This window comes from Alteromonas sp. AWM4_230, from assembly GCF_056158305.1.
On sequence record NZ_JBSWTB010000001.1, the window covers coordinates 306,042 to 332,419 of the forward strand.

Genomic DNA, 26,378 nt, shown 5'->3' on the forward strand with positions numbered 1-26,378 from the left:
AAGGAAAAAACGATGAATATTATTGGCTTAGACAAACTTATCTTTGGTGTAGATGACACAAGCGCAACAACACAGTTCGTTTTGGATTATGGGCTTAAACAAGTAGATGAGCACAATTTTGTTGCTCAAGACGGTACCGGCCTAGAAATTCGGTTGAAAGACGACCCGTCGTTACCTGCGCCGTTAGAAACCGGCGCTAGCATCAGAAAAACGGTTTATGGCGTTCCGGATCAAGCGAGTTTAGATGCCATTAACGCTGAATTGTCTAAAGATAGAGAGGTAAAGGTACTTTCTGACGGAAGTATTGAAGCTGTCGACGATTTAGGCTTTGTTTTAGCCTTTCAAATTACCGTTCGCACTTCTACAGATTTACCATCAGAAAAAGTGAATGCGCCGGGCGATATTAACCGTGGCGTTAATATCAACGGGGTAGACGATTCGGCGCCACCTAATATTCACTCGTTATCTCACGTTGTATATTTTGTGCCTGACTCAACCGCTATGGAACAGTTTTACGAGCAGCGCCTAGGCTTTAAAACCACTGACCGATTTAATGGTGTTGGGGCGTTTATGCGCCCAGCAGGTACAACGGACCATCACACGTTGTTCTTTATAAAGACCCCACCTCACATGAAGGGTATTGAGCACTTTACGTTCCATCTTGGCGGCCCGACAGATGTTGTCAGGGCGGGTACTAACATGGTGAACAAAGGTTATCAGAGCTTTTGGGGGCCCGGTCGCCACATTTATGGGTCGAATTGGTTTTGGTATTTCAAAAGTCCGTTTGGATGCAATATGGAATTTGATGCCGATATGGACCAGCATGACGATACGTGGCAAGAGCGCGCAGCGAACATGGGTCCAGACTACTCTCAAATCTTTTTGTTAGAACATAGAGAGAAGTGGGCACCTTCAGGCGGACCACCTGCTAAATAGACTGCTGTTATGGACGAACATTTATTGTGCAGTACCCAAGAGATTCAGGAGGGGAAGGCAAAAGGGTTCAAGATAGGCGAAAATGGTAAAGATACGTTCTTCGTTACTCGAAAAAACAACCAGTTTTTCGCTTATTTAGATGTTTGCCCTCACTACAACAGTACTACACTTCCATGGAAGCGACATGAGTACACTGATGTAAAAGGCGAGCATATTGTTTGTGCTGCACATGGCGCGCTGTTCAACATAGCGACGGGTGTTTGTATTCAAGGACCTTGTAAACATCAGCGAATTCAAAAAATACCCATACGGATTGAATCGAACCAACAAATTTGGATTTCAAAAAAAACAATAAAGGCCTTTAAATTATGAAATCAAGTGTGAGCAATGTTTTAATAATTGGGGGCGGTTTTTCAGGTATGACCGCCGCTATCGAATTAAGAAAGCGCAATATAGAAACAGACTTAGTGGAGATAGATGAAAACTGGCGTACAGACGGCGCGGGTATCAGCATTGGCGGTGCAACTTTACGAGCATTCAAAACAATTGGGATATTGGATGAGTTTTTAGAGCAAGGCCATGCACACAACGGATTAGATGTATTTGCGCCGCACGGCTTGCATTTAGCGCATGTCCCTACGCCCTCTGTTGCCAACGCTGAGGGCATACCAGGCGCAGGCGCAATTATGCGACCCACCCTTGCGAAGATCCTTGCCGAGAAAACCCTGGCGTCTGGCGCGAATGTGCGCTTAGGCTGTACCTATAAAGAAATGGTTAATACCGACGAGGGCGTAGAAGTCAGTTTTACCGACGGTACGACCAAAACCTACGACCTAGTTGTCGGTGCAGACGGCGTGCACTCGCAAGTACGTAAAGATGTATTTCCTGAAGTTGAAGCACCAAAATATATCGGCCAAGGTGTGTGGCGCGCTGTGCTGCCAAAACTTCCTGAAGTAAAAAATACGATGATGTGGGTAGGGCCACACTTGAAAGTTGGTGTTAACCCTATGTCTAAAGATGAAATGTACCTGTTTTTGACAGAAGACAAAAAGGAAAGACCTAAATACGACCCTGCCACTTACGTTGAAAAACTGAAAGAATTAATGGGTACCTTCCCTGCCCCCATGGTTAATCAGTTTAAAGATATGCTGAACGAAAATTCACTTATCGATTTTCGAGCTCTGGGTAATCTTTTAGTACCTGCCCCCTGGCATAGAAAAAGAGTGGTGCTGATTGGTGATACTGTGGCCGCAACCACTCCGCATTTAGCTTCAGGGGCGTGCATAGGCATTGAAAGTGCCATCGTTTTAGCTGAAGAGTTAGCAAAGGATGTTACAGTTGAACAGGCACTCAATTCGTTCTTAGAAAGACGCTGGGAGCGCTGTAGAATGGTTGTCGAAAACTCTGCTCGCTTATGTCAGATAGAAATAGAAGGTGGCGATAAAGAAGAGCACACACAAATTATGCGCGAATCTATTATTGCTTTAGCACAGCCTATCTAATCTTTTAAAGTGCTTATAAAATAAAAGCTAGCAGTTTACTGCTAGCTTTTTTGCTTTAAATATAAAAAACTAAAACCTGTTAAAGTTAAAGATCCAATACCAGCTTTGTGCCTTTTGCTCGAGAACAACACGGTGTCATCAAGGCGCCATCCGCTTTTTCTTCTTCGTTTAAAAACACATCACGATGCTCGACGTCACCTTCCAGAACTTTAGTTACGCATGTACCGCAGACCCCTTCTTCACACGCAACAGGAAGAAAAATGCCGCTGTCTTCTAATGTGGTAAGAATGGTTTTATCTGCGGGAACGTGAATTATTTGACCGGTACTTTTTATCTCGACATCAAAAGCTTTATCTTCGTCACTTTCAAGGCTGCTTTTATCGATTGAAAAGTACTCTCGGTTTATTAGCGCTTCATTCCAACCAAGCGCAAGTGCACTTTCTATAACATCGTCAATAAATCGCTGAGGGCCACACACATAAATAGGCATATGGGTAGATTTACTTTTCAAATAGTCCTTTACACTAAGTCGAGACGACTGAGTATCGTTAGAAAAGTAGAACTTCGTATTTGGCAACTGCCTTATTCTTTCGCCGTATGGCATTGCAGAGGAATTAGTTGCACACACACTAAATTCAAAGGGCAGCCCTTTTTCCTCGCATAACTCTGCCATAGGCAAAATAGGCGTAATGCCAATTCCTGCGGCAAGAAATAGCACTGTAGTACCCTTAGCGGTGTGGGTAAACGGGAAGTGATTTTTGGGTTCACTAATTTGTAGCTCATGACCTGCTTCCAACTCATCGTGAATAAACGATGAGCCACCACGGCTATTACTTTCACGCAGAATTGCAATTTCATAGTCGCTATTGTTAGAAGCGCCACACAAGGAGTATTGTCTGAGTAACCCATTAGCTAAATGCAGTTCTATGTGTGCACCGGGTTCCCATGACGCCAGACTCGTACCATCAACGGCACTTAGTTTAAGCCTTGTAATGTTATCGGTGAGCTTTTCTTTAAGTGTTATCTTAACGTTTTGCATAAACTTTATCTCCCGTGACTTAACGGCTTTCAGCTTTGATAGCGCGGGTTATCATTCTTCTGGTCATAACACCGCCAGAATCGATATCCAGCATGAGAAGCTGCCTATCGGGATATAAGTTTAAGTTCTTCTGTTGCTCTTCTAAGATTTCTTGATCTTCAGCAAATACCGCTCCCTGCTGCTGCTTAATTTGCTCAGTTAGTGCTGTATCATCAACTTTGAAATCTCGCGCCATTCCCCAAAAATAATGTATGGATTGGTCAGATTCTGGCGTAATAAAGTCGACAACGATACTGCCAGCTCTTTTATCTGGTGCCGCATTGATACCGCCTTCTCCCGCCACAGCAACACCCACTTCAATCATAATGTGGCTGGGTAAGTCGAAGCGACAAACTTGCCATCGGTCTACGCTTCCTTCTTTAGGTAAATCATTAGCTTCCAAAGCCGCTTGCCAAAATGGAGGGGCTACAATATTTTCCATAAAGCGTGAGGTCACAACCTGTGCACCCTCAACTTTTGTATTTACTGGTGCTTCTTCTATTTCTGATTGCCCGATACTTGTTGAGTGCACGTAGGTTTCGTGGGTGAGATCCATCAGGTTATCTACCATTAACCGATAATCGCAATTAATGTGATACAGCCCGCCACCATAAGCCCAGTCAGGGCTATCAGCCCAAAATAGATTAGGTAACGCATCTTCATCTGCAAGGTCTTGTTCACCCGGCCACAGCCAGATAAAGCCGTACTTTTCGACGACTTTGAACGCTTTGATGCATGGAAATTTGTCTACCCGCTGCTTGGGCATAGCGTCGGTTTTACCTTCTCTCCCCATCACGAGGCCATGATAGCCACACACCAACTTTCCATTTTCAACATAGCCTAGCGAAAGAGGTGCGCCGCGGTGGGGACAAAAATCTTCAACCGCAGCAACGGTTTTATTGCTATCACGGAAAAAAACCAGCGGCACATCGCAAATTGTACGTGCTAATGGTTTGTCAGAATTTACTTCATGTGAATAACACGCTACATACCATGTGTTTAGCGGATAAATTTTTTCTTTCATATTGTTGTCCCCATCCAGAATTGGATCCAATATATGCCATAACACGTTAAAATCAAGTTATTTAAACGTAAATTGGATCCAATAATTAAATAACGTGTCCTTTAAGGCCCTAAGCACCCTTGATAATCGCCAATTAGCAGGAAACAGGGCTTGAGTTGCACTGATTAAAAACGGTAAATTGGATCCAATTTCGATGTATGTAAGTGAATTATGAGCGAGACAAAAACGAACCCAGCCGTAGTAAGTATTCTTCGAGAGAAAATATTGATGGGTGAATTCCCTGCTGGGAAGCGTCTGGCAGAAACGCAAGCTGCAGAAGCCTTGGGAGTATCAAGAACCCCGGTTCGTATTGCGCTGCGCTCTTTAGCGCAGGAAGGACTTCTTGAAAAGCTTCCTGCTAGAGGCTATCGAGTAAAAGAAGTCACCGTCACAGAAATTACGAATTCGGTAGAAGTGCGCGGTGTACTTGAAGGGCTAGCAGCCAGACAAGCGGTTGAGATAGGATGCAGCGAGCACACAATTGAACAGCTAAAAGCGTGCTTGGCACAAGGAGATGCACTATTTGTTGATGGCAGCATTGATGAGGCTGGCATAGAAGCATATCAACAGATGAACGAAACGTTTCACGATATTATTATCAACGCAAGCGGAAACACGTCGATTAAAAGTGCGTTGCAGCTAAATGAACATTTTCCTTTCGCCTCGGTAAGTGCCATTGCATACGACCCGAACCAACTAGACAGAGAGTTTCATCGCCTCAAATACGCTCATACACAGCATCATGCTATTGCAGATGCCATGATCAAAGGCCAAGGTGCGCGTGTGGAGGCTTTATTAAAAGAGCACTCTCTTGCCACTATCAATCATATCGACTTATTTAATTCCAATACGTATAAGCTATACAAGCCTAGAAAAATGTAGGCCCTAGGTGCATGAGGGCTCGCAGAGAATTTAATTATCGGCTATTTTGCAACAAGCGGCTGCGCATGCTTTGTTTTTACAAGCGCTAGTAGCGCGGCCAAAAACGCTAGCGTCGCAAATAGCATCAATACGTTATACAGACCACCAAACTCTACCTGAAGTAAGGTAACCAGAATTGGCGCACTAAATTGCCCAAGGAAAAATGCGCCAGTCCACAGTCCAGTGCCTTTTCCGCGAACATTTACTGGTAGCACTTTCAATACCCAGTTGAGTGTGGTGGGTAGTAACAAGCCAAAGCCCAAGCAGGCTATCACCACAGATACAGAAGTCATAACCAACGACGTGGAAACCGCCGCGCCCACATAGCCTAAAGTAGCTAGTATTAGACCACCAGCTATAAGCGATGGGCCAGTTAACCCTTTGGCTTTTTTAAATGCGATAGACCCTAGCGCAACACCGATATTCGCAGCGGCACCAATCCCCCCAATGACACCTGGTGAGACCTCGGCTGATAGCGCTAATATCTCTCCTAATTTAACTATGATGGTATAGAAGATTACACCAACAAATAACGTTGTTATAAGTATCGGAAGAATGTCGCGCCACGGTGTGCTCACACCGGATGCGGTATTTTTAGAAGACGCGGAAGGTTCAAACAAAACCCGCTGGACTAAGAGGGCTATAGGTAGAGCGAGAATATACAATAAGAAAGGGCCTCTTGAGCCTAACAGCTCTCCTAAAATACCGCCAAAGGCAATAAGTACTATTGCACTAATACTGACACTGGCAATTTGTATTGTTACCCATCGCTGGCGTGCTTTACCCGTGTAGTAATCTGCAATGAGTGCCGTTGCAACCGTCATAATGGCAGCCTCTGCCATACCTAACACCACGCGAGATAAAATAATATGGAACAAATTAGTGAGGAAGAAGGGTGCAAGTCCAATGAATGCATAGATGATTAGCGCGGTAAGCAACACTGGCTTTCGGCCAACTCTATCTGATAGCCATCCGGCTATGGGAGAGAACAGTGCTACACAAAGCGCGGGGATTGTCATTGCCATTGGTACTAGAAATTCAGCGCCTTCTATATAGGCAAATTCTTTCATAAATAGCGGTAAAACTGGTACTAAAGAAATGATTGCCATAGTGGGCATAATGGCTGCTAAAACTAAAATCACACCATGTTTAGACGCCGCTTCGCCTTGTTTATCTAAAGCAGTCATACAAGTACCCCTTCTGGTTTTTATTGTCTCTACCGCTTATCTCACTTGATAGTAATTTGCATAGGATTCGAAGGATAATTGTTCGCCTCGATATACAGGTATTGGCAATGGCGATACTTACTGTATGTGCTCATAAAAGGCCCATGGGACATATTCATGAGCGAGCTTTTCACTGATACGTGCTGGTCTAAGCTATGCGTTCTCTCTCCGACCCGCCGCGAGCTAGGTGTACTTTTTATCGCAAGGAAAATGTTTTAAGGAATAAGAGGTAGCAAATAGTTAGGTATTGTGAGATTACAAAAATAGCTACAGCCGGATTAGAAGGCTGTAGCAGATTTTCTTACAGAGAGATCCCTTTGAAGGCGCTGGCGCTGCCTTGCAGAGCCAGCCTAGTGGTGGCTAGTACATTAATGTAATAACTTCACTTTCTGCCCAGCCATAGCGTACCGCTTTGATGAAAAGCTTATTGTGCGCACTATCTGGTACAAAGCTTTTATCATAAACTTGCCATACTTTGTTGTCATAGCTATAGCCTATGGATGCACCTTCTGTTCTAGGGGCTATGAAAACTTTACCTGTGATCTCATCAATCTCGGCAACGGCAGGAAGGGTTGTTTGCTGCGCGTCATGACGATTCTCGTTATCTTGAATTAATACGCTTTCGTCAATCAAGTTGTAATCACTACCAAGATTACGCCAGTTATCCAACTGCTCTCTGAAACGCGACAGGACATGGGCGTAATCCGGATTGCTCGCTAAGTTTACAAGCTGCTCCGCATCTTTTGATAAGTCATAAAGTTCCTCTGGCACCTTGCTGTCGAACCATTTTTTCTGCTGGGCTGTAAGCGTGTTGCTCGCTTTAGCATTGTTCAACGCTTTAACTGATGACAGTACGTTTCTGAATTTAATTTCAGAGCCATTTGGTTGGGTAGCGTAGTTGCGTACGTACTGATATTTTTCGTCCAACACGTAGTAAGAGCGAAGATCGACAGCGTCCATTCTGGCACGGTCAGCAAAAATATAGTGCCGTTTGACCGGTGCGTCATCAGACAAATCAACCCCCTGCATATAGGGTAACCTTTCGATGCCTGCAAAACCCAACAAGGTTGGGGCAATGTCCTCAAAAGACACTAACCTGTCTATCGTTTGGCCACTTCCTGGCATCCAATCGGGTTTATATTTTTCGGGAATGTGCATAATCATTGGCACTTTGATACCTGAAACTAACCCTTCGCGCTTACTGCGAGGCAACGCATCACCATGGTCGGTGGTAAATATAAAGATGGTGTTGTCCCACAGTTTATCTTTCTTCAAATTCTCGATGACAGCCCCAACTTGTTGGTCCATCACCTCGATATTCTCATAAAACCTCGCGATTTCCTGCCGCGTTTCTTTTGTATCGACTAAATAAGGAGGCACCGTAATTTTATCTAAGTCGGGTGTACTGAATTGGTAGTTTGCGCGGATCCCTTCACTAATTTGGTTCATTTGCTGTAAATGAGGTGGCGTATTTTCTGGTATAAACAGCGCTGACTCGTGTGTAATAAAAGGGTTTAAGTTTAGGAAAAACGGCTTACCCTGCAGGTCATGTGTTCTCCATGCCGAAGGCACTAACGAGTCTTCAGGGTTGCGAACATTTCCGTTAGCACTCCAAATAGTAAAAGGCCCCACGCCAACGGCACCTTTGGCAAATTGGTAGTCGGTCTTGATATCGTTGTAAGTAAAGTACCCATTTTTACGAAGAATTTCAGGATAGGCTTTGACCTGTGCAGGCGGAACACCAAAATACTCTCTGTCTGCAGTACGCATATGCTGAAGGCCTACTCTGTGTGGCGGCGCACCAGTGATAAGACCCGCTCTAGATGGTGCGCAAACACCAGCCATGGTATACACATTGTTGAACATTATGCCTTCGTTAGCCAAGCTGTCTAAGTTTGGCGTACGCGCAACGTCGTCACCATAGGCACCAAGACGCGCGCTTAAATCTTCTGCCACAACAAGAACGATATTCGGCTTTTCGCTGTCTCGTTGCTCATCAAATTCAGCGCTCATTACCTGTGACGTATTCGCCGCTAATAATGCTATCGCTATAATTTTTCTTAACATCGCAATCTCCTTTAAAGCGGCTGGAAAATGGAGCTTTTCAATTCAAGTGGCTGGGTTGAAAAAACGTTTTTAGATGAAGAAGCAAGATGCACGTCATACAACCCGGCCTCGGCGTACCAAGCGTTCTTTTCTGTATTAAACGACATGAGATCTTCTGCGGTTAAGGTAAACACTACATCTTCTGACGCCTTGGGCGCTAACAGCGTTGTTTTAGCGAAATGCTTCAACTGCTTTTTAATTAAGGATTGTGGGCCTTGTGGTGCACCAATATAAAGCTGAACGACGTCTTTGGCTGGCACCTCTCCGGTATTAGTAACCGTTACCTTAACTTTTACCTCATCTGAAAAAGACGTACTGCTTAAAGACACGTTTTGATAGCTAAAGTTAGCGTATGAAAGGCCAAAGCCAAAAGGAAATGCTACCGCTTCGTTCGCCGCATCGAAGTACCTGTAGCCTACTCGTGTCCCCTCTTGATAAACAACTTTAGATGGTTGAGAGCCGGTTATGCCATTTGGTTCTGCTTCTTTATCGGTGATAAAACCAGGAAAGCCTTTATCTGATGGGTAATCTTCAAGCTTAAGTGGCCATGTTGATGCAAGCTTGCCTGACGGGCTTACTTCACCAGTAAGTATATCAGCCACTGCATTACCCGCTTCCTGTCCAGGTAGATGAGTTAGCAATATGGCGTCAGCTTTTTCTTTCCAGCTCTGCGTCTCGATTACACCGCCAACATTTAAAAGGACGATAAAAGGTTTGTTTTTGGCCGAGAAAGCGCGTGATAGCTCAGTCAAAAGAGCCTGTTCATGTTCTGTAAGATAAAAGTCTTCACGCTCTCTATCTACGAACTCTCCTGAATTGCGACCTAAAGTAAAGATGGCAACATCGTGGGTTTGTGCAAGCGCTTCAGCTAGTGTTGTTGATATGTCTAATTCACCTAATGCAGGGCTTGGCATCATGTCCGCTAAAGGATGGTGGGATACAGGCAAATTGGCAGTTTCAGTTGCGATGTGTTTATCGTAACGTAATGATAATTCCTCGCTTAAATGTATTCCTGCGTTCTTAAGCCCTTGCGCTATTGAAATACTGTAAGCTTCATGAACATCGCCACTGCCAGTGCCGCCAATTGCTGTTTGATACGAACTATTTCCAAGCAACGCAACTGAGGCACCAGCCTGTAAAGGTAGTGCCTGGTGTTCATTTTTAAGCAGTACCATCCCTTCTGTAGCGATTTCGCGAGCGAGTTTGGCATGTTCTTGAAGGGGTGGTTTGTTGGTGACCGTGCTTTTCTTAAACGAGTGGGTTTTGACAATTAGATTCAAAATATTGCTAACGTTACGATCTAAAACAGACTCTTCTAGTGCACCGTTTTCAACGGCACCTTTGATGATAGCATTTTGATGATCCATACCAGGCATCAGTAAATCGTTGCCCGCCGACATTTGCTTTACGGGATTATCGCCACCAAACCAATCCGTCATCACAATGCCGTCGAACCCCCACTGGTGACGAAGGGTGTCCGTTAAAATAGCACTGCTTTCTGATGTATATTCGCCATTTACTTTATTGTACGAAGACATTAACGCCCATGGTGCGCTCTCTTTTATGGCAATTTCAAACCCTTTTAAATAAATTTCTCTAAACGTTTTTTCATCCACTTCTACATCAATTTGATCACGATTCCATTCGTGGTTGTTAGCAACAAAGTGCTTTAGCGTTGCACCTACCCCTTGGTATTGCAGGCCTTCAACATAAGCAGCAGACATCATTCCACTTACAACGGGATCTTCAGAAAAATACTCAAAGTTCCGCCCTCCCATTGCATGCCGGTGTATATTCAATGCAGGCGCTAGCATCACATCAATGCCGTACTCTTTGGCCTCATTACCTACCGCTTGCCCAAATTTTTGAACAAGAGGAAGGTTCCAGCTTGAACCGATTAAGGTTGCGATAGGAAAAGCAGTGGCGTAAAAGGTTGCTTCATGGTCATCTCTAGTGGGCGAGATACGCAAACCTGCAGGTCCGTCGGCAAAAACGATGGAAGGAATACCTAGTCGCTCTATCGCATAAGTTGTTCCTGCGGCGCCAGGCACTTTATCTTTAGTTACACCGACTTGCGGCCCACCGGTTTCCATGGCCATGCCAGTTCCTCGAACAAGCATTACCTTTTCATCTAGCGTCATTGCTTTAACAATGTCTTCCACTGGCGCGTTGCCAAGTTTAAGCTCGTCTGACGTATTAGCTGAAGAAAAAGTGGGTACGGAAAGAAAAACCATCAAAACAGAGCATCTTTTTATAAACTTCATATGAATTTTTTCCATGCAGTATGCGCGGTTTTGCCCTGTTTGCCAGGCCATGTAAATCGCAACATCGTCGAAAAATTTTAAAACAAAATTAACAAATTATGCTAAAAGAATCACAAAGTGAGAAATAGTTGATAATTTGGATATATAACTATCGTTAAAAACGATAGTTACAGGATATCGAATTTTTTGGGTCTTTAATGAGTGAAAAGTGCGCTAGGCGCAGGCCTAGCGCTTTAGTTGATTAGAACTCTTGAGATACTCTTATACCAATGGTACGCATTGAGTTAAGTCCCCATGTCTGTACGGTTGAGGCTAACCCGGCATTGTTTTCACCTGCGTCAAAACCAATAGAAACTGGATATTTTTCATCAGTACAGTTATTGCAGAAAACAGAGACGTTTAAGCCATCGTAGGTAGAGATACCGGCACTCAAATTTAAGGTTGTTATTGCATCAAGTTCTCTCTGAGGCGAACCAATGCCATAAGACGTTTCCGAGCGATAGTATACGTTTGCATTCACAAAACCGTACATGTTTTCGGTCAACTCTTGTTCATAGTTTGCTTGCAGCGTTGAAGTAATATCAGGTGCCATTGGAAGCGTGTAACCCGAGGCATCAAAGAACGCATCGTCAGGACCACAAACTTCAGAATCCGGCGTACACGATGCACCTTCAAAGTTATCAAACGTTGCGTCTAGTAATGACGTGTCCCATTGGAGCGTGAGGTTTTCAGTTGCCATGGCCTTTAATGAAATTTCAGCACCTCGGGACGTTACGCTTGCCGCATTTTGAATAATGAACGCTTGAGCGTCTAGATTAAACGACTGCGCTTGGTAGTTATCAAAATCAGTGTTAAACACAGACACGTTCAAGATAACTTTGTTATCTAGCAGTCTGCTCTTTACACCGGCCTCGAACGTGGTCGATATTTCATCTTCAACTGCAAATGGAATATCAGGGTTACCTTGGTTATCTGTATTAAATCCAGGTGCTTTATAGCCTTGCCCAATCGATGCGTACAGCATGACCTTATTGGTGTACTCATAGTTAGCGCCCAGCTTCCAACTGACGTTGGTATTATCGACTGATTCTTGGAATCGACCACGCGGGCCACCTATCCCTACAAAGTAATTACGCTGCATTTGTAAAACGTCTGTTGAAATGTCGTCTTGCGTAACGCGAGCACCAGCGACAGCCGTTAATTTATCGGTCAAGTAAAAGTCGAACTGACCAAAAACAGCATAGCTTTCCTGTTTTAGCTCAGTATCGCTGTCGTTCCCTAAGAAAACGTCATTGCTATACGGACATTCTGGCGGCGGTCCAGAAATCTCTGCGCCAACGCAAAATGGGAACCCAACGGCAACAAATGGAGGAGGGCCTTCAACATCTAAGCTGTTGGTCATATCAGAGGTAGAATTAAAGTAGAAAAGTCCAACCTGCCCTGAATAATCGTCATTTTTTGGGAATACGAGTCGCACTTCGTTTGAATATTGCTCGTAGTCGTTGGTATTTGGGTTATCAACAATGTCTCTTCTAGATGCAAAGTCATTGTGCAAATTAGTATCGCTTTCAAAGTAACGCCACGCAGCAATATTAATGAGCTCTATACCGCTATCAAACTCATACGCCAACTCAACTTGCGCTCCACCTGTCTCTACGTCGCTAAACATTGCACCATCTGAATTGTTAGTCATATTTTCAGGGCCTGGAACAATATTGTCTGGCTCAAAAAAGTCCAATAACTCACTGTTTGGATCTACGGTTCGATAGGTTCGGCTGTAGCGCTCAGCCGTGCCTTCGTTTTCGTTGTAATCGGCAATCGCGTATAAAGAAAAGGGGCCATCTTCATAAAGGTACTTAACTTTAATCCCCGATTTATCCTGACCTAAGTCTGTTCTTACATCGTCATTAGGAAACACGTTTTCGATAAGCGGATCTTGAGACGATTTGAGCAGATTTACACGAAGCGCTGAATTATCTGAAACAGGAACATTTACCGTCCCTCTGATAATGTGCCCTTTGGCATCTGTGGGCGTGGTATCTCTGTAGTTATATTCTAATGAGACATTGCCTGAGAATTCATCAAACTCAGGTCTTCTTGTTGTAATGTTTACCAAACCAGCGGATGCGTTTTTACCAAATAACAAGCCTTGAGGACCGTTAAGTACTTCAACAGAGGCAATGTCGTTGAATGGTTGGCCAGCAAGCGCATTTCGCCCTAAGCTTACGCCGTCAATTGCCAACGCCACACTCGGGTCAATGGTTTCTGCAAACACTTGAGTGCCAATACCGCGAATGGCAAAGGTGTTGTCTTGCCCTAGTTGTAATGTAGGCGCCAGCGTTGAAAGTTGAGTGATTTCATTGATGCTTTGTTTTTGTAAATCGTCAGAAGATAATGTTTGTACACTTACCGGTACTTTCTGAATATCTTGCGAAGTACGCTGTGCTTTAACCATAATAACTTCAAAGCCTTCAGAGTCTTTGGCTTCGGTTTCAGCGTTCTGCGCAACGGCTGATTGAGCAAAAACAGCTGCTATAAGGGTTACCAGCGCTGACTGTTTAAATTTCGATGTGCTTTTCATGTGTCCCTCTTCTCAGTAGTCATTCGAGAGTGTTATTTGTGCCGCGTTATTAAAGTGCGTTATGTGCTAGCTAGTTTCACAAAGCGGTCTTTGAATCTAGCCACCCAACGGTTTACAAGAATTTAACCAAATAGAAACGTTTGAACACTCCGATTTCGTGATACCCACCTATCGCAAACTATGATACTTAGCAAAACGTTTAACACCTGAGCTCTAAACGCAGCTAAACCCGTGGACTTCGTTCCTTTATTGAGCCGAGTAAACATCGAAAAAAATAACGGCAACAACGTCTATCGAGTATAGAGATATTTAGTATCTGTAATTTCGATTTTTACCTTACCGCGGCTTTTCCTAGGATCGGTAGTTACTGAAATGTTAAAAGTAATTTGTTTCATGACCAGCGATGAAATACACGCCGTAGGTTACATTCACTGCAGGTAGCTCAGCGCTTGATTGGGACACGCATTACTTTTCCATATCTTACTTCACCTCGACATGATCACATTACATCTCGCTTGAACCATCAGACGACTGTGAAGTTTCGCAATAGTGTGAGCCGCTAAGGCGGCGCACTTTTTTGGAGAGCATAAATTGAAGCGCACATTAAAGGCTTTTATCACGGTTTGCAGTGTATTTACTCTTATTGGTCAGGCCTCGGCAACTGAAAGCGAGCATGGCCAGAAGCGAAACATTGTATTTGTATTAGTTGATGATCTTCGATATGACGGAATGGGCTTCATTCAGCCTACGCTCCAAACCCCCAATATTGATGATTTGGCATCAACCGGCGTGCACTTCACAAATGCATTGGTGACTTCGTCTTTGTGCTCACCTAGCCGCGCATCAATTTTGACAGGCATGTCTACTCGCAATCATAAGATCGTTGATAATAATAATTCTAGCGAAGAGGGGTTAACCTTCTTCCCTCAGTATTTACAAGACGCGGGCTACCAAACGGGCTTTTTTGGGAAATGGCATATGGGGTCTCACTCAGATATGCCCCGCAAAGGCTTCGATAAATGGGTAAGTTTCACCGGTCAGGGCACCTACTATCCGCAAGACCGGGTACCTCCACCATTACGCAATAAAGGGATTGTAAACCAGCTAAATGTGGATGGTGTTCACGTTGATCAAAAAGGCTATATCACAGATGAGTTAACCGACTATGCACTTGAGTGGCTAGATAACGATATCGACCAAACACAGCCATTTTTACTTTATCTAAGCCATAAAGCAGTGCATTCAGATGCAACGCCTGCCGCTCGCCACAAAGACCAGTACAAGGATGTCGAATTTACATTGCCTGAAACCGCAAAGGTGACAAAAGAAGATGCTAAAAACAAGCCTATGTGGGTTCACAATCAAAGAAATAGCTGGCATGGCGTAGAATTTTTCTATGCCAGTGACAGAAAAATGAGTGACTACTTAAAAAATTATTACGCAACGTTGTCAGCGGTAGACGATGGTTTAGGCGAAATTATTAGCTATCTGAAAAAGAAAAATCTCTTTGATAATACTATGGTTGTTTTTTACAGCGACAACGGCTTTATGATTGGGGAACACGGCCTAATTGATAAGAGAAATGCTTATGAAAGCTCTATAAAGGTACCGCTTGTTATAAGTGCTCCTGGTTTGCTGCCAGAAGGAGAGAGCAACCATACATTAGTGCGAAACCTTGATTTAGCCCCAACATTTCTAGACCTTGCTGGTATAGCGGCACCAAGTCACTTCGAAGGGAAAAGCTTCTTACCCGTTGCCACGGGTGCGGTAAAGGAAGAAGAGTGGGATGCCCCAGACTTTGTGTACGAGTATTACTGGGAATATTCATTTCCTATGACCCCAACCACATTTTCAATACGACGAGGCGACCTTAAATACATTCAGTACCACGGCGTTTGGGACATAGAAGAACTGTATGATTTAAGTACTGACCCCGATGAACGTAAAAACTTAATTCGTCACCCTGATTACGCAGAAAAGCTGCTTCCTCTTCGCAAAGCCCTTTATCAATCTTTATTTCCAGCAACAGATGCAAAGCCTTCGGTTCCTTTCAACGCTCGCCTCTCAGAGGGGTTGAACTTACGTAGAAAAGAGGGTTTAGAAGCAGCTCCCTTTCCCGATTGGTGGAAAGTAGAACCTAATAGATTTGATAAATACAACGGCTTATTCCCTGATACTCCTTTGAAGATAGAAAAGGAAAGAAAAGGTGAGCTTTACTTTCCCTTCATGGAAAGTCTGAATAAAAACAACTAGGAGAAAGTTTGTGCAACAAGCAAACACTAACGAAAACCGATTCACTATTATTTTTGTCAGCTTGGTAGCGACTATTGGCGGTTTTTTATTTGGTTTCGACAGTGGCGTGATTAATGGAACCATTGACGGACTGCAATTCGCGTTTAATGCCGATGATGTAGGCACAGGTTTTAACGTTGCATCAATGCTATTAGGTTGTGCCATTGGCGCTTTTTTTGCGGGGAAATTAGCAGATATTTTTGGTAGGAAAACCCTGCTGATTGTCGCAGCAGTTTTTTTTATTATCTCAGCGTTAGGCTCGGGACTCGCTAGTAGCTCGATTGAATTTGTTATATACCGCGTACTTGGAGGGATAGCTGTAGGGGCAGCTTCCGTCATGTCACCGGCTTATATTGCAGAAATTGCACCAGCTAGATACAGGGGCGCTTTGGCGACTATTCAACAAGTTGCCATTATTACTGGTCTCTTCTCGGCATTTGTTAGCAACTATGCATTGGCGCTATCGGCAGGCAAATCAACTGACATATTGTGGGCAGAATTTGAAGCTTGGCGTTGGATGTTTTGGGTAGAACTTGCCCCAGCAAGTTTGTTTTTTTTCGCACTGTTCTTTATACCAGAAAGCCCAAGATATTTAGTTTTCTCTGGAAAAAAAGAAAAAGCCAAAAGCGTGTTAAGTGCGCTTTTTGGAGAACAGCAGGCCAATCTTATATACCACGAGATATCTGACTCGCTGCAAGCTGATCATAAGCCTTCAATGCGAGACATTTTCGACACATCAACGAACAAAGTTAGGCCTGTTGTGTGGGTAGGTATTGGTCTAGCCGTTTTACAACAGCTTGTTGGTATAAATGTGGTGTTTTATTACGGTGCCGTATTGTGGCAAGCCGTTGGGTTTACAGAGTCAGATGCATTACTAATAAATATACTCAGTGCAGGGCTGAGTATCTTTGCTTGTATTATTACCATTACCTTGATCGATAAATGGGGCCGAAAGCCCATACTCACTGTCGGCTCTGTCGGTATGGCAACAGCACTAGCGTTAATGGTTATCGCATTTCAAAGCGGACAATTTATAGAAGGACAGCTTCAGCTGCCGGGTCATATGGGAACACTCGCTCTAGTGGCGGCTAATGTTTACGTATTCTTCTTTAATTTATCGTGGGGGCCTGTGATGTGGGTAATGTTAGGTGAAATGTTTTCTAATCAAGTAAGGGGGTCTGGTTTAGCCATAAGTGGCCTTGCACAGTGGAGCGCCAACTTCCTCATTACAATAACCTTCCCAATATTGCTTTTAGCAATTGGTTTGGTTGGTGCTTATAGCCTTTACGCACTTGCTGCATTTTTATCTATTTTCTTTGTCTTGAAGTTCGTGAAAGAGACGAAAGGCAAATCACTTGAAGCAATGTAACAGCAACACCAAAAGTGACGCTATTGTCATCAACTCTCGTCAAGCAGGGAAATGGTTCACGACGGAGGTCAAAATTGACCGCTAAAAATCTCGAGCTCTATGTAGAGAATAGCTTTGACGAGTTCGAAGCTTTCTTTCATGGCGAAGCACTGACCGTTCGTAGTCAGCTACACGGGTGGAAGGTACTACCTCATCGTCACAAGGCGCTTTGCCAAATTTTTGTTATCACGACCGGCGGTTGCAGAGTTCAACTCGATGACAGAAATACGATAGTGACCGCTCCCTGCGCGCTTTTTATACCTGAAAATGTTGTTCATGGTTTTGATTGGGACGTGGGGTCGAAAGGGCATGTATTATCTGTTGTTTCACCCGTGGTAAAACAAATAGCACAGAATGTAGATTCCTTGGGTTTCATTGACGATGCATTGATAGGGAGGTTAGACGGAAAGTACATACATGATGTCGTCTATTTGTGCCAAAAGCTGGAAGACGAAGCTCGGAACGTTTTCGCTTGTAGCGGGGCGATGACAATAGCGTTACTTCAACAACTTTTAATTATTCTCGGAAGGGTTGAGCCATCAACAAGTCAACCTGTGATTAAGCCGTCTAGATCTGAACATAAAGTCCGCTTTTACGAGATGCTAATTAAAAAGTATGGTTGCGAACAACATCAAGTAAAATGGTACGCGAATAAGATAGGAGTAAGTAGCGCTCATCTTAATGTAATTTGCAGGCAGTATTCTCAATCAAGCGCTTCAGAATTGATTTACAGATACTTATTAGATGAGGCGAAAAGGCTTTTGATTTTTTCGAATATCAACATCTCTACCGTAGCAGAGCGTCTGGGTTTCCAAGACCAAGCTCATTTCACTAAATTTTTTAAGAAAGCGACTCACTATACACCTTCTAGTTTCCGCAAAAACCACAAATAAAATGGCCCGCCCTAGAGGATTCGAACCTCTGACCTCGGCCTCCGGAGGAGGCGACTTTGCGAAATTAAACAGGCCTATTGATTGGTTCTCCTAGTAAGTACTGCCTGATGAAGTATAGTCAAATCCACATTTTCCGATCGCATAAAACATTATATTTTATGATTAAAGACATAAAACATCATATATGACTATTTAATTGACACATTTTATTAAGTAGCCATACTTAAATAATTACGTCACTAATGGCTATATTTGGTGTTTTATGGGCAAAGTTGAATACACGAAAAAACTGCTTGGTAACCTCGTCAAGCAAGCGAGAACCGCTTCTATGGATCAAGAAGAGCTAGCACTTAGAACCGGCACTAGTAAAAATACTATTAGCAGGTTAGAGCGAGGAAAAGGCATAAATTCGGATACGTTACTTACAATATTAAATCAACTCGAAGTGCTTGACCCGCTTATTGAAACCATCGAAAAGGAATACGAGTTAGTAAGCAACAATCCTTTGAGAAAAAGCTCACTTGTAGAAAAGGAATTGCCTAATGACTTCTAGAGCTTATTTTTTTGTTTACCCAGCTGCCTGATGAGATGGAGACCACCATCATACCGATAGTCTACGGAGGGGCAATGCCCCCACTCACCTTATGGCCTATTCGTATTTTTTCTTTTTGTCATGGCGATAGGCTGCCTGGATAGAATGCTTTTCCATGACGCTGCCAATATGCCTTTCTATTGACTCCCGTAGCCCTTCCATGGCGTTTACTTCATCCAGTGATGCCAGGCAATCAAGAATCCCCTGCGCCATGCTATCGACAGTATCGCCGGCTATAGAACGGCTTACCCCCACCTCAAAGGCGAATTCAATCAAATCGCGGCGCGTTGGGAAAGCTTTGCTCTTTCGCATTTTCAGCGCCATGGCGTTATCGATAGTCGGGTATATGAGCGTGTGAGTAACGTCATAAACTGGGCTTAGTTTTACATCAGTGTGATCACGGTTGTATTGCAATGAGAAGTTTTTAAGGTGGGCGTCACCGTTACCAATCAGACAATTAAAGGTCACCAGCGCAAACATCTTGTCTAATTCTTCAGTAGAATGCGTATTGCGCAGTGTAGCCTTCATAACATTCTCATAGGTGCCTCTGTACTTCTGGTCGCCGGTGCGCCCCATGAGCGAGGCATAGTCCTCTATACCGATTTTATTGCCGTCATCGTCGACGTCGAAACATTCTACCAGGTAATGCTGCAAATCATCCGAGAGCCATACTCGGGGCGTAGTAAGGCCACAGTATTCAGCGCATTTCATACAGACGAACTCGTTTACCGTCAGTAGCGGGAACTCATCATCAAACGTTTTAACGATAACGTCTTTTTGTAAGATGGTAGAGCGGGATACCACCACTTTTGGCTGAACGCCGGATGCCATGCCATTGAGGTAATAGCGTTCAAGCAGCTGAGGGAATAGCCTGTCTTTGCCATCCCAATGCAGTATGTCATCGATGGCGATGGGTTCGGGTTCTGGCAGCGCAATGCCAGCATCAAAAGATAAGTGGCCGATACCCTTCTCCCCCATGAGCGCCAGCAGGTACATATCATCAACGTTGGCATACCGGATAAGTTTTTCCATGATATACCGGCGTAAATAGCCCTCTGGCAAGTTTTGCGTGAATATCGGGTGTAGTGCGCCCCGCGTATACGGCTCAGGTTGATAAGGCATCGTTAACGATACCGGTAAATCCTCCCGAGTATAAGTGTAGTTGAACTGGGCAGTCCGATTTAATATACCGGATGATTGCCCGGCCACATTGACCTTCAACTGGCGAACCTGTTCGGGCAGTCCGGCGAGAATGGAATTAGTCGTCATCGTAAATAGAATCCAATTCGTCTAATGTCGGGCGGCGATTAATGGGGGTGGCTGTTAATTCTAACCCCATAAGAGTTAAGTACCGCTCCAGCAGCTGCAGTGACCCCTGGTCCCGGCCATTCTCGATACGTGATATTTGGGAACGGTCTACTTTAAGTTTACTGGCAACGTCACCCTGGCTTAATTGCCGACGTTTGCGCTCAGTCATTAACTGGTTACCGATTGATTCTCTGCTCATCATTTACACCAAAAGTGTGTTTATATACGCACAAAAGTATTATAATCCAAAAATGTGTATATATAAACACAATAAAACAAAGTGAAATGAAGTTTTTTGAAGCGGATTAGGTTAGTTCATGCTTTAGTTTTACATTGTTCAGCCAGTCCGCCAAGTCGTTCTGAATTTGCTTTAACGTGTGATTACCGCTCGCATAACGGTCTTTCTCGAACGTTCAGATACCAACAATGAAGCAGATTGCAATCAGCGAAAAGTTAAAGAAAGCGGCAAGAAGCAAACTGGAGAATTTGATTAACACAAAACTATGGGAAAATGGCCCGCCCTAGAGGATTCGAACCTCTGACCTCGGCCTCCGGAGGGCCGCGCTCTATCCAGCTGAGCTAAGGGCGGTTTGTAGAATCAGTGAGATGATCACCGAGCGTTTACAACAATGAACTACGTCACTACACGTATGCTGCAAACGGGGCGTAATAATACTGACGCCACGGGCTGGCTTCAACTCATTTATTAAAATCTCTTTAGATGGCTTGGTATAACTATTAAAAATCCTTACTTTTTATGGGTAATTGGCCTCAAATAGTTGTTCAGCCCCAATTTACCGTTATAATCTGGCCAGTTATATTTTAAACAAATTCATCATTGCCTGGAGACAGATGTGAAATTAAAGACTTGGTTAACTGTTGCTGCTACTGCGCTAACTGTTTTTGCAGCACAAGCACAAGAAATGAGTAACGATGAAATTGCCGATCGCATTAAGCCGGTAGGTCAGGTACATGTTGCAGGTGCAGCGGCAGAAGGTAGCGCTGGCGCAGCTGGCGGTGCAAAGTCTGGCGAAGACGTTTACAACTCTGCGTGTGTTGCTTGCCACTCTGCAGGTGTTCTGGGCGCTCCTAAAGTTCACGTTGCAGCAGACTGGCAGCCTCGTTTGGACGAGCGCGGTCTTGATGGTGTATGGCAAAACGCTTTGAACGGTATCAACGCTATGCCTCCTCGCGGTACTTGTGGCAACTGTTCTGATGACGAAATTAAAGCCGCTATTGAGTATATGATTGAAGGTATCTAATACCTACACTTTCACAACAACTTGATGGAAAAAGTAGCGTTTCACCCTCTAATCGGGTAAGTTAACCGGTTGGGAAACGTTACTTTTTTACTGGCGAGCGGAATGTCACAAGATTCGACGCAACACGAGTTGACGGAAGAAGAACTGCGCGAACTTATACCGCAGCTCCAACAACTCACCGACAAATATAAGCGCGCTGAACGTGTTCAGAAGGCGCTTTTTGATATTTCCGAACTTGCCAGCTCTGTAAGTCACCTAAACCGCCTTTACTCCGCTATTCACGAAATCATTGCCGATTTCATGAACGCCGACAATTTCTTTGTTGCCTTTTACGAACCTGAAAGCAACGTTGTCGACTTTGCCTATTTTATTGATGAATTCGACGAACAAACCGTTCCTCAGCTTCCTGCCGAGTCTTTAATGGACGGTATGACTGGCTATATTCTTAGAACTGGCAACTACTTATTTTATAAGCGCGATGAAGAAGAAACCTTTGCCTCTGAGCACGACATTAAGCTGGTAGGTTCACAGCCCTATGAGCTACTGGGCGTTCCTCTTAAACGCGGTAGCCAAGTGATTGGGGCAATGGTAGTGCAAACTTATGATGAGGGCGTGCACTACACTCAGGAAGATTTAGAGGTTCTGCTTTTTGTTTCCCAGCATATTGTTACTACCGTAGATAGAGTAAAAAACAGAGAGCTTACCGAACGCACTATTCGCGAGCGTACCCGCCAGCTTCGAAAAACGAACGACGATCTTCAAGAAGAAATTTTAGAACGCCAAAAAGTAGAGTCGCTGCAGCAAGCGCTGTTTGAAATTTCTGAACTGGCGGCCAACCTTGAAGGCGATATGGATGCCTTCTACTCCAGCCTTCACGATATTCTTGCGCGGCTTATTAGCGCTCCGAACTGTTACATAGCTATTCTCGACAAAGAGAAAGAAATGTTGGAGTTTCCGTACTTCAGCGATACCAAAAACAAAGAGATTAGTTCCAGGCCGCTCGGCTTAGGGCTTACCGAATATGTGTTACGTACGGGCCAAGCTGAGCTAGTAAACCCGCCGAAGGTGTTAGAGCTGGCCGAGTCGGGAGACCTCGATGTGTCTGTTGCTCAGACTATGCTAAATAGTGCTAACTCTTGGCTCGGTTCACCGCTTGTTGTTGAAGGCGAAATTGCCGGGGTTATTGCAGTTCAAACCTACGGTAAACTGGCAAAATACAATGCCCGCGACCAAGAGCTTCTTCGCTTTGTATCGCACCACATTGCGGTAGCCATTGAGCGCAAGCGTAACACCGAGTCGATGCAGCGCTATAACATTGAGCTTGAAGAGCGCGTGAAAGAGCGCACTGCAGAACTTAACCGCGCGAACAAGTTTTTAAAGCAGCAAATTGAAGAGCGCAAAGAGATTGAGCTTAAGCTTATCCACGACGCCCACCACGACTCGTTAACGGATTTACCTAACCGCGCTATGTTCACAAGTCGGTTGGAGCTAGCCGTAGCCAGCAAGCAACGTTACAGCGACAACCTGTTCGCGGTGTTATTTATCGATTTAGATCGCTTCAAAGTTATTAACGACACGCTAGGTCACCACGCGGGCGACGAGTTCTTAATTGAGGTCGCAAGACGCATTGCGCTGTGTATTCGCGGTCACGACTTATTAGCCCGCTTAGGAGGTGATGAGTTTGTTGTACTGCTGGATAACTTCGAAGATGAAGCCGATGTAGAAGAAGTAGCTAGTCGCATCATTTCTTCAATTTCAGAGCCATTCTTACTGGATGGTCGCGAAATGTATTCCGGCGCCAGCGTGGGTATTGCCCACTTAGAAACCTATTATCGCAGCGCCGACGAAGTATTACGTGATGCCGACGCAGCCATGTACCAAGCGAAGACGCTGGGGCGTGGCCGTTACGTAATGTTTGATAAGAGCATGCGCGAAAGGCTGATAGAAGAGCTGGAGCTTGAAAATGAATTCAGGCGCGCCCTGCGTGAAGAAGAGTTTGATTACTTTTTGCAGCCAGTGATTGACTTAAATGACAAGAGCACGCTGTATAAAGAAATGTATATTCGCTGGTCTCACCCTGCCTACGGCAAAATAGCCCGTGAGCAGTTTAGGGAAGTGGCTGAGCACAGCGGCCTAACGCTAGACCTTGATTTATTTCAGCTTAACAAAGCATGCGAGTTACTAAACCACTACAAGAATACAGATGAGCCTATTAACAAAATAGCGGTTAACGTGTCGATTAACCACTTATTACAGGCTTCTATGGTTAATCAAATGATAGACGTAATTGCGGCATCTGACATTACGCCAAGCCAGCTTGTGTTTGAGTTTGATGAAAATGACTTAAATCGACGTTCGCAGTTTATCTTACCGGCAATTAAAAAGCTCAAACGCGCTGGCGTAACCCTTGTTCTTGATAACTTTGGAAGTGGATTAGCTTCGCTAAGTTACCTGTTTGCTTACCCCTTCGACTTCATCAAGATTGACCACCGATTTGTAAAATCACTCCCGCGCTCTCAGCGTAACTTAAAGCTTATTCAATCGGTGATGCTTATTTCTGAACACCTTAAGTTTAAGGTGATCGCAGAGGGAGTAGATTCTCAAGCCCAGCTTGACGCCCTAAATGAAATTGAGTGTTCGTACGGTCAGGGCAAGATATTAAAGCACGCCAAAGTGCTTGATATGGCACTGCTAGCCAGCTAAAAGTAAGTACCCACTTTCAGTTTTCACTTCCTTGAAAGTGTATATTTGAGGCATCTAGCCGGAAAATTTCTCACTGCGGTTATTCCGACCAATCTGCATTGACAAAGCTAACTGAGTTAGATACTTACCGACTACTTTTTACCTAATATACCTCTTAGGTTAGCAATACCCACCTGTGCTTTTTGCTGGCGCTCTTCTTTCGTTGCCTTTGGCTTTTGGTTTTCCCACTGAACGTCATCGGGCGGCAGTTCGAATAAAAAGCGGCTTGGCTCGGGGTTAATCACTTCACCAAACTGTCGACGCTCTTTGGCAAGGCTAAAAATCAGCTCGCGCTGGGCACGGGTAATACCTACGTAGGCAAGTCGGCGCTCTTCTTCTACGTTATCTTCGTCAATACTGCTTTGGTGCGGCAATAAGCCCTCTTCCATACCCACTAGGAACACAATAGGGAATTCCAAACCTTTTGAAGCATGCAGCGTCATTAACTGAACCTGGTCCCCTTCCCCATCGTCTTCACCTCGCTCCATCATGTCGCGCAGAATTAAGCGGTTCACTACCTCAGTTAAAGTCATGGGTTGGTCTAGGTCGTTGCCTTCCAGCATATCGTTAACCCAGCCAAATAGCGTACTCACATTGGCCATGGCCATTTCTGCGGCCTTGGGGCTGGCGCTGGTTTCATATAGCCACTCTTCGTAGCCCATGGTGCGGATCATGGTGCGCACTGCATCTGCGGTGTTGCCACGTTCAGCGTTGTCCGACAGCTCAACTACCCAGCGGGCAAAGGTCGATACCGAATGAAAGGCTTTATCAGGCAGCACGCTGTTTAAGTTAGGATGGGTCGCGGCTTCAAACATAGACACACCCAAGCTATTGGCAAAGTTACCCAGTTTTTCTAGCGTAGCGCGGCCTATACCACGCCCGGGCGTATTTATTATACGCAGCAAAGCATTATCGTCGTCCTGATTCACCAATAGCCGTAAATAGGCCATGATGTCTTTCACTTCAGCTCGACCAAAGAACGACATCCCACCGCTTATTTTGTAAGGAATGCGGTTGCTCATTAGCAGCTTTTCGAAAATACGGCTTTGGTGATTCCCGCGATACAAAATGGCGTAGTCTTTAAACTGGGTGCGGTTCATAAACTTATGCGCCAGCAATTCTGCCACCACCCGCTCACCTTCATGTTCCTCGTTCTTTGCCTCTATCACTTTAAGCGGTTCGCCGTACTGCAACTCTGAAAATAGTGTTTTATCGAACAAGTGCGGGTTGTTCTGAATAAGAATATTCGCGCAATGTAGAATGCGACCTGACGAGCGGTAGTTTTGCTGTAGCTTAATCACGTTTAGTCGAGGGAAATCTTCTTGCAGCAAATGTAGGTTTTGCGGCTTCGCGCCACGCCATGAGTAAATAGACTGGTCGTCGTCGCCAACCACGGTAAACCGTGCGCGCTCGCCTACTAGTAACTTTACTAACTCGTACTGACTGGTGTTGGTATCTTGGTATTCATCCACCAGCAGATAACGAATTTTGCTTTGCCATTTGGCTCTTATCGTTTCGCTGCTTTTTAAAAGCAGTGTGGGCAGCAGGATAAGGTCATCAAAATCTAGCGCGTTATAGGCTTTTAGGTTGTCTTGGTAACGCTTGTAGGCTTCTGCAAATTCGCGTTCGCCCGTGCTGGTTGCTGACTTCAATAAGGCGTCAGGCAATATAAGGTCGTTCTTCCAGTTCGATATGCAGCTTTGCAGAAGCTGAAGCTGATCTTTATCGCCATCGAGGGTGTCGGACGTTAGGTCGTTAAGCAGGGCAAACGAGTCTTTATCATCGAACAGCGAGAATCCTGGTTTTAGACCTAAGTCTTTTACATGGGCTTTAATAATGGTTAAGCCCATGGTGTGAAAGGTCGATACCTTTAACCCACGGGCTTCTGGCTTACCCAAGGTTTGCGCTACACGTTCTTTCATTTCACGTGCGGCTTTGTTGGTGAAAGTAACCGCTGCAATATAGCGCGCTGGCATATCGCAGTTTCTAACTAAATGAGCAATCTTGTTGGTAATTACACGGGTTTTACCACTGCCCGCCCCTGCCAGCACCAAACATGGGCCAGACACATAGGTTACGGCAGATTCTTGAGCTTCATTTAGTTTCATTTAATTCCTAAAACAACGTACGTTTGGGCGTAACACGGTTTTCATTGCATGTCGCGACGATACCGATAGAATAGCTTTCATATTTTGAGCTGCGCA

Annotated in this window: 19 protein-coding genes and 1 tRNA gene; 10 read left to right on the forward strand and 10 right to left on the reverse strand. The window is 44.6% G+C overall.

Going from position 1 to position 26,378, the window contains the following annotated elements:
• Nucleotides 1–12: 12 nt before the first annotated feature.
• The 3 genes from ACXACS_RS01270 to ACXACS_RS01280 are packed head-to-tail and all read left to right on the forward strand — an operon-like array spanning nucleotide 13 to nucleotide 2,438.
• Nucleotides 13–936: a VOC family protein gene (locus ACXACS_RS01270; RefSeq protein ID WP_474803108.1), complete on the forward strand. Its 924-nt coding sequence runs from the start codon at nucleotides 13–15 to the stop codon at nucleotides 934–936.
• 9 nt (nucleotides 937–945) lie between these two features.
• Nucleotides 946–1,308: a Rieske (2Fe-2S) protein gene (locus ACXACS_RS01275; protein ID WP_474803111.1), complete on the forward strand. Its 363-nt coding sequence runs from the start codon at nucleotides 946–948 to the stop codon at nucleotides 1,306–1,308.
• Nucleotides 1,305–2,438 carry an FAD-dependent oxidoreductase gene (locus ACXACS_RS01280; protein WP_474803114.1) on the forward strand — a complete coding sequence of 378 codons (1,134 nt, stop codon included), beginning with the start codon at nucleotides 1,305–1,307 and terminating at the stop codon, nucleotides 2,436–2,438. The genes ACXACS_RS01275 and ACXACS_RS01280 overlap by 4 nt, the downstream gene beginning before the upstream one ends.
• 85 nt (nucleotides 2,439–2,523) lie before the next feature.
• On the opposite strand, the gene ACXACS_RS01285 is transcribed toward ACXACS_RS01280, so the two are convergent.
• Both ACXACS_RS01285 and ACXACS_RS01290 read right to left on the reverse strand, forming a co-directional pair.
• Entirely contained in the window at nucleotides 2,524–3,477 is a 954-nt protein-coding gene (locus ACXACS_RS01285; RefSeq protein WP_474803117.1) for a PDR/VanB family oxidoreductase, read from the reverse strand.
• A 19-nt stretch (nucleotides 3,478–3,496) separates the two neighbouring features.
• Nucleotides 3,497–4,540, reverse strand: coding sequence for a Rieske 2Fe-2S domain-containing protein (locus ACXACS_RS01290; protein WP_474803121.1), 1,044 nt, complete (start codon nucleotides 4,538–4,540; stop codon nucleotides 3,497–3,499).
• 210 nt (nucleotides 4,541–4,750) lie between these two features.
• On the opposite strand from ACXACS_RS01290, the gene ACXACS_RS01295 reads away from it, so the two are divergent.
• On the forward strand, nucleotides 4,751–5,461 hold the full coding sequence (locus tag ACXACS_RS01295) for a GntR family transcriptional regulator (protein ID WP_474803124.1): 711 nt from the start codon (nucleotides 4,751–4,753) through the stop codon (nucleotides 5,459–5,461).
• A gap of 41 nt (nucleotides 5,462–5,502) precedes the next feature.
• On the opposite strand, the gene ACXACS_RS01300 is transcribed toward ACXACS_RS01295, so the two are convergent.
• The 4 genes from ACXACS_RS01300 to ACXACS_RS01315 all read right to left on the reverse strand — a co-directional run bounded on the left by ACXACS_RS01300 (nucleotide 5,503) and on the right by ACXACS_RS01315 (nucleotide 13,677).
• Entirely contained in the window at nucleotides 5,503–6,687 is a 1,185-nt protein-coding gene (locus ACXACS_RS01300; RefSeq protein WP_474803127.1) for an MFS transporter, read from the reverse strand.
• Nucleotides 6,688–7,086: 399 nt separating this feature from the next.
• Nucleotides 7,087–8,793, reverse strand: a complete 1,707-nt coding sequence (locus tag ACXACS_RS01305; RefSeq protein ID WP_474803129.1) for a sulfatase family protein — start codon at nucleotides 8,791–8,793, stop codon at nucleotides 7,087–7,089.
• 11 nt (nucleotides 8,794–8,804) lie between these two features.
• Nucleotides 8,805–11,096 carry a beta-glucosidase gene (locus ACXACS_RS01310; protein WP_474803132.1) on the reverse strand — a complete coding sequence of 764 codons (2,292 nt, stop codon included), beginning with the start codon at nucleotides 11,094–11,096 and terminating at the stop codon, nucleotides 8,805–8,807.
• Between the two features lie 241 nt (nucleotides 11,097–11,337).
• Complete coding sequence (locus ACXACS_RS01315) at nucleotides 11,338–13,677, reverse strand: TonB-dependent receptor (protein ID WP_474803135.1); 2,340 nt, start codon at nucleotides 13,675–13,677, stop codon at nucleotides 11,338–11,340.
• A gap of 591 nt (nucleotides 13,678–14,268) precedes the next feature.
• Between ACXACS_RS01315 and ACXACS_RS01320 the strand changes: the two genes are divergently transcribed.
• The 4 genes from ACXACS_RS01320 (at nucleotide 14,269) to ACXACS_RS01335 (ending at nucleotide 18,823) form a co-directional block, all read left to right on the forward strand.
• Complete coding sequence (locus ACXACS_RS01320; RefSeq protein WP_474803138.1) at nucleotides 14,269–15,930, forward strand: sulfatase family protein; 1,662 nt, start codon at nucleotides 14,269–14,271, stop codon at nucleotides 15,928–15,930.
• A gap of 10 nt (nucleotides 15,931–15,940) precedes the next feature.
• Nucleotides 15,941–17,338, forward strand: coding sequence for a sugar porter family MFS transporter (locus ACXACS_RS01325; RefSeq protein WP_474803141.1), 1,398 nt, complete (start codon nucleotides 15,941–15,943; stop codon nucleotides 17,336–17,338).
• 74 nt (nucleotides 17,339–17,412) lie between these two features.
• Entirely contained in the window at nucleotides 17,413–18,270 is an 858-nt protein-coding gene (locus tag ACXACS_RS01330) for a helix-turn-helix domain-containing protein (RefSeq protein WP_474803144.1), read from the forward strand.
• A gap of 262 nt (nucleotides 18,271–18,532) precedes the next feature.
• Nucleotides 18,533–18,823 carry a helix-turn-helix domain-containing protein gene (locus ACXACS_RS01335; RefSeq protein ID WP_474803147.1) on the forward strand — a complete coding sequence of 97 codons (291 nt, stop codon included), beginning with the start codon at nucleotides 18,533–18,535 and terminating at the stop codon, nucleotides 18,821–18,823.
• 96 nt (nucleotides 18,824–18,919) lie between these two features.
• On the opposite strand, the gene ACXACS_RS01340 is transcribed toward ACXACS_RS01335, so the two are convergent.
• The 3 genes from ACXACS_RS01340 to ACXACS_RS01350 form a co-directional block, all read right to left on the reverse strand.
• The gene (locus tag ACXACS_RS01340; protein ID WP_474803150.1) at nucleotides 18,920–20,131 is read right to left on the reverse strand and encodes a type II toxin-antitoxin system HipA family toxin; all 1,212 of its coding nucleotides are present in this window, start codon (nucleotides 20,129–20,131) and stop codon (nucleotides 18,920–18,922) included.
• Nucleotides 20,121–20,369, reverse strand: a complete 249-nt coding sequence (locus ACXACS_RS01345; RefSeq protein ID WP_474803153.1) for a helix-turn-helix transcriptional regulator — start codon at nucleotides 20,367–20,369, stop codon at nucleotides 20,121–20,123. Before ACXACS_RS01345 ends, ACXACS_RS01340 begins: the two co-directional genes overlap by 11 nt.
• A gap of 313 nt (nucleotides 20,370–20,682) precedes the next feature.
• Nucleotides 20,683–20,759: transfer RNA gene (locus tag ACXACS_RS01350), tRNA-Arg, on the reverse strand.
• A gap of 265 nt (nucleotides 20,760–21,024) precedes the next feature.
• Here ACXACS_RS01350 and ACXACS_RS01355 point away from each other — a divergent pair.
• Together ACXACS_RS01355 and ACXACS_RS01360 are read left to right on the forward strand one after the other, a co-directional pair.
• A complete protein-coding gene (locus ACXACS_RS01355; RefSeq protein WP_014947775.1) occupies nucleotides 21,025–21,432 on the forward strand; it encodes a c-type cytochrome in 408 nt (135 codons plus the stop codon).
• A gap of 102 nt (nucleotides 21,433–21,534) precedes the next feature.
• The gene (locus ACXACS_RS01360) at nucleotides 21,535–24,135 is read left to right on the forward strand and encodes a sensor domain-containing phosphodiesterase (protein WP_474803158.1); all 2,601 of its coding nucleotides are present in this window, start codon (nucleotides 21,535–21,537) and stop codon (nucleotides 24,133–24,135) included.
• Between the two features lie 131 nt (nucleotides 24,136–24,266).
• On the opposite strand, the gene rep is transcribed toward ACXACS_RS01360, so the two are convergent.
• On the reverse strand, nucleotides 24,267–26,282 hold the full coding sequence (gene rep, locus ACXACS_RS01365) for a DNA helicase Rep (protein WP_269917521.1): 2,016 nt from the start codon (nucleotides 26,280–26,282) through the stop codon (nucleotides 24,267–24,269).
• Between the last annotated feature and the right edge of the window lie 96 nt (nucleotides 26,283–26,378).

Excerpts from the sequence above, each read along its gene's own strand:
- ACXACS_RS01270 (WP_474803108.1), top strand. The coding sequence starts at position 13 with ATGAATATTATTGGCTTAGACAAACTTATCTTTGGTGTAGATGACACA.
- ACXACS_RS01275 (WP_474803111.1), top strand. The coding sequence starts at position 946 with ATGGACGAACATTTATTGTGCAGTACCCAAGAGATTCAGGAGGGGAAG.
- ACXACS_RS01280 (WP_474803114.1), top strand. The coding sequence starts at position 1,305 with ATGAAATCAAGTGTGAGCAATGTTTTAATAATTGGGGGCGGTTTTTCA.
- ACXACS_RS01285 (WP_474803117.1), bottom strand. The coding sequence starts at position 3,477 with ATGCAAAACGTTAAGATAACACTTAAAGAAAAGCTCACCGATAACATT.
- ACXACS_RS01290 (WP_474803121.1), bottom strand. The coding sequence starts at position 4,540 with ATGAAAGAAAAAATTTATCCGCTAAACACATGGTATGTAGCGTGTTAT.
- ACXACS_RS01295 (WP_474803124.1), top strand. The coding sequence starts at position 4,751 with ATGAGCGAGACAAAAACGAACCCAGCCGTAGTAAGTATTCTTCGAGAG.
- ACXACS_RS01300 (WP_474803127.1), bottom strand. The coding sequence starts at position 6,687 with ATGACTGCTTTAGATAAACAAGGCGAAGCGGCGTCTAAACATGGTGTG.
- ACXACS_RS01305 (WP_474803129.1), bottom strand. The coding sequence starts at position 8,793 with ATGTTAAGAAAAATTATAGCGATAGCATTATTAGCGGCGAATACGTCA.
- ACXACS_RS01310 (WP_474803132.1), bottom strand. The coding sequence starts at position 11,096 with ATGAAGTTTATAAAAAGATGCTCTGTTTTGATGGTTTTTCTTTCCGTA.
- ACXACS_RS01315 (WP_474803135.1), bottom strand. The coding sequence starts at position 13,677 with ATGAAAAGCACATCGAAATTTAAACAGTCAGCGCTGGTAACCCTTATA.
- ACXACS_RS01335 (WP_474803147.1), top strand. The coding sequence starts at position 18,533 with ATGGGCAAAGTTGAATACACGAAAAAACTGCTTGGTAACCTCGTCAAG.
- ACXACS_RS01340 (WP_474803150.1), bottom strand. The coding sequence starts at position 20,131 with ATGACGACTAATTCCATTCTCGCCGGACTGCCCGAACAGGTTCGCCAG.
- ACXACS_RS01345 (WP_474803153.1), bottom strand. The coding sequence starts at position 20,369 with ATGAGCAGAGAATCAATCGGTAACCAGTTAATGACTGAGCGCAAACGT.
- ACXACS_RS01360 (WP_474803158.1), top strand. The coding sequence starts at position 21,535 with ATGTCACAAGATTCGACGCAACACGAGTTGACGGAAGAAGAACTGCGC.
- rep (WP_269917521.1), bottom strand. The coding sequence starts at position 26,282 with ATGAAACTAAATGAAGCTCAAGAATCTGCCGTAACCTATGTGTCTGGC.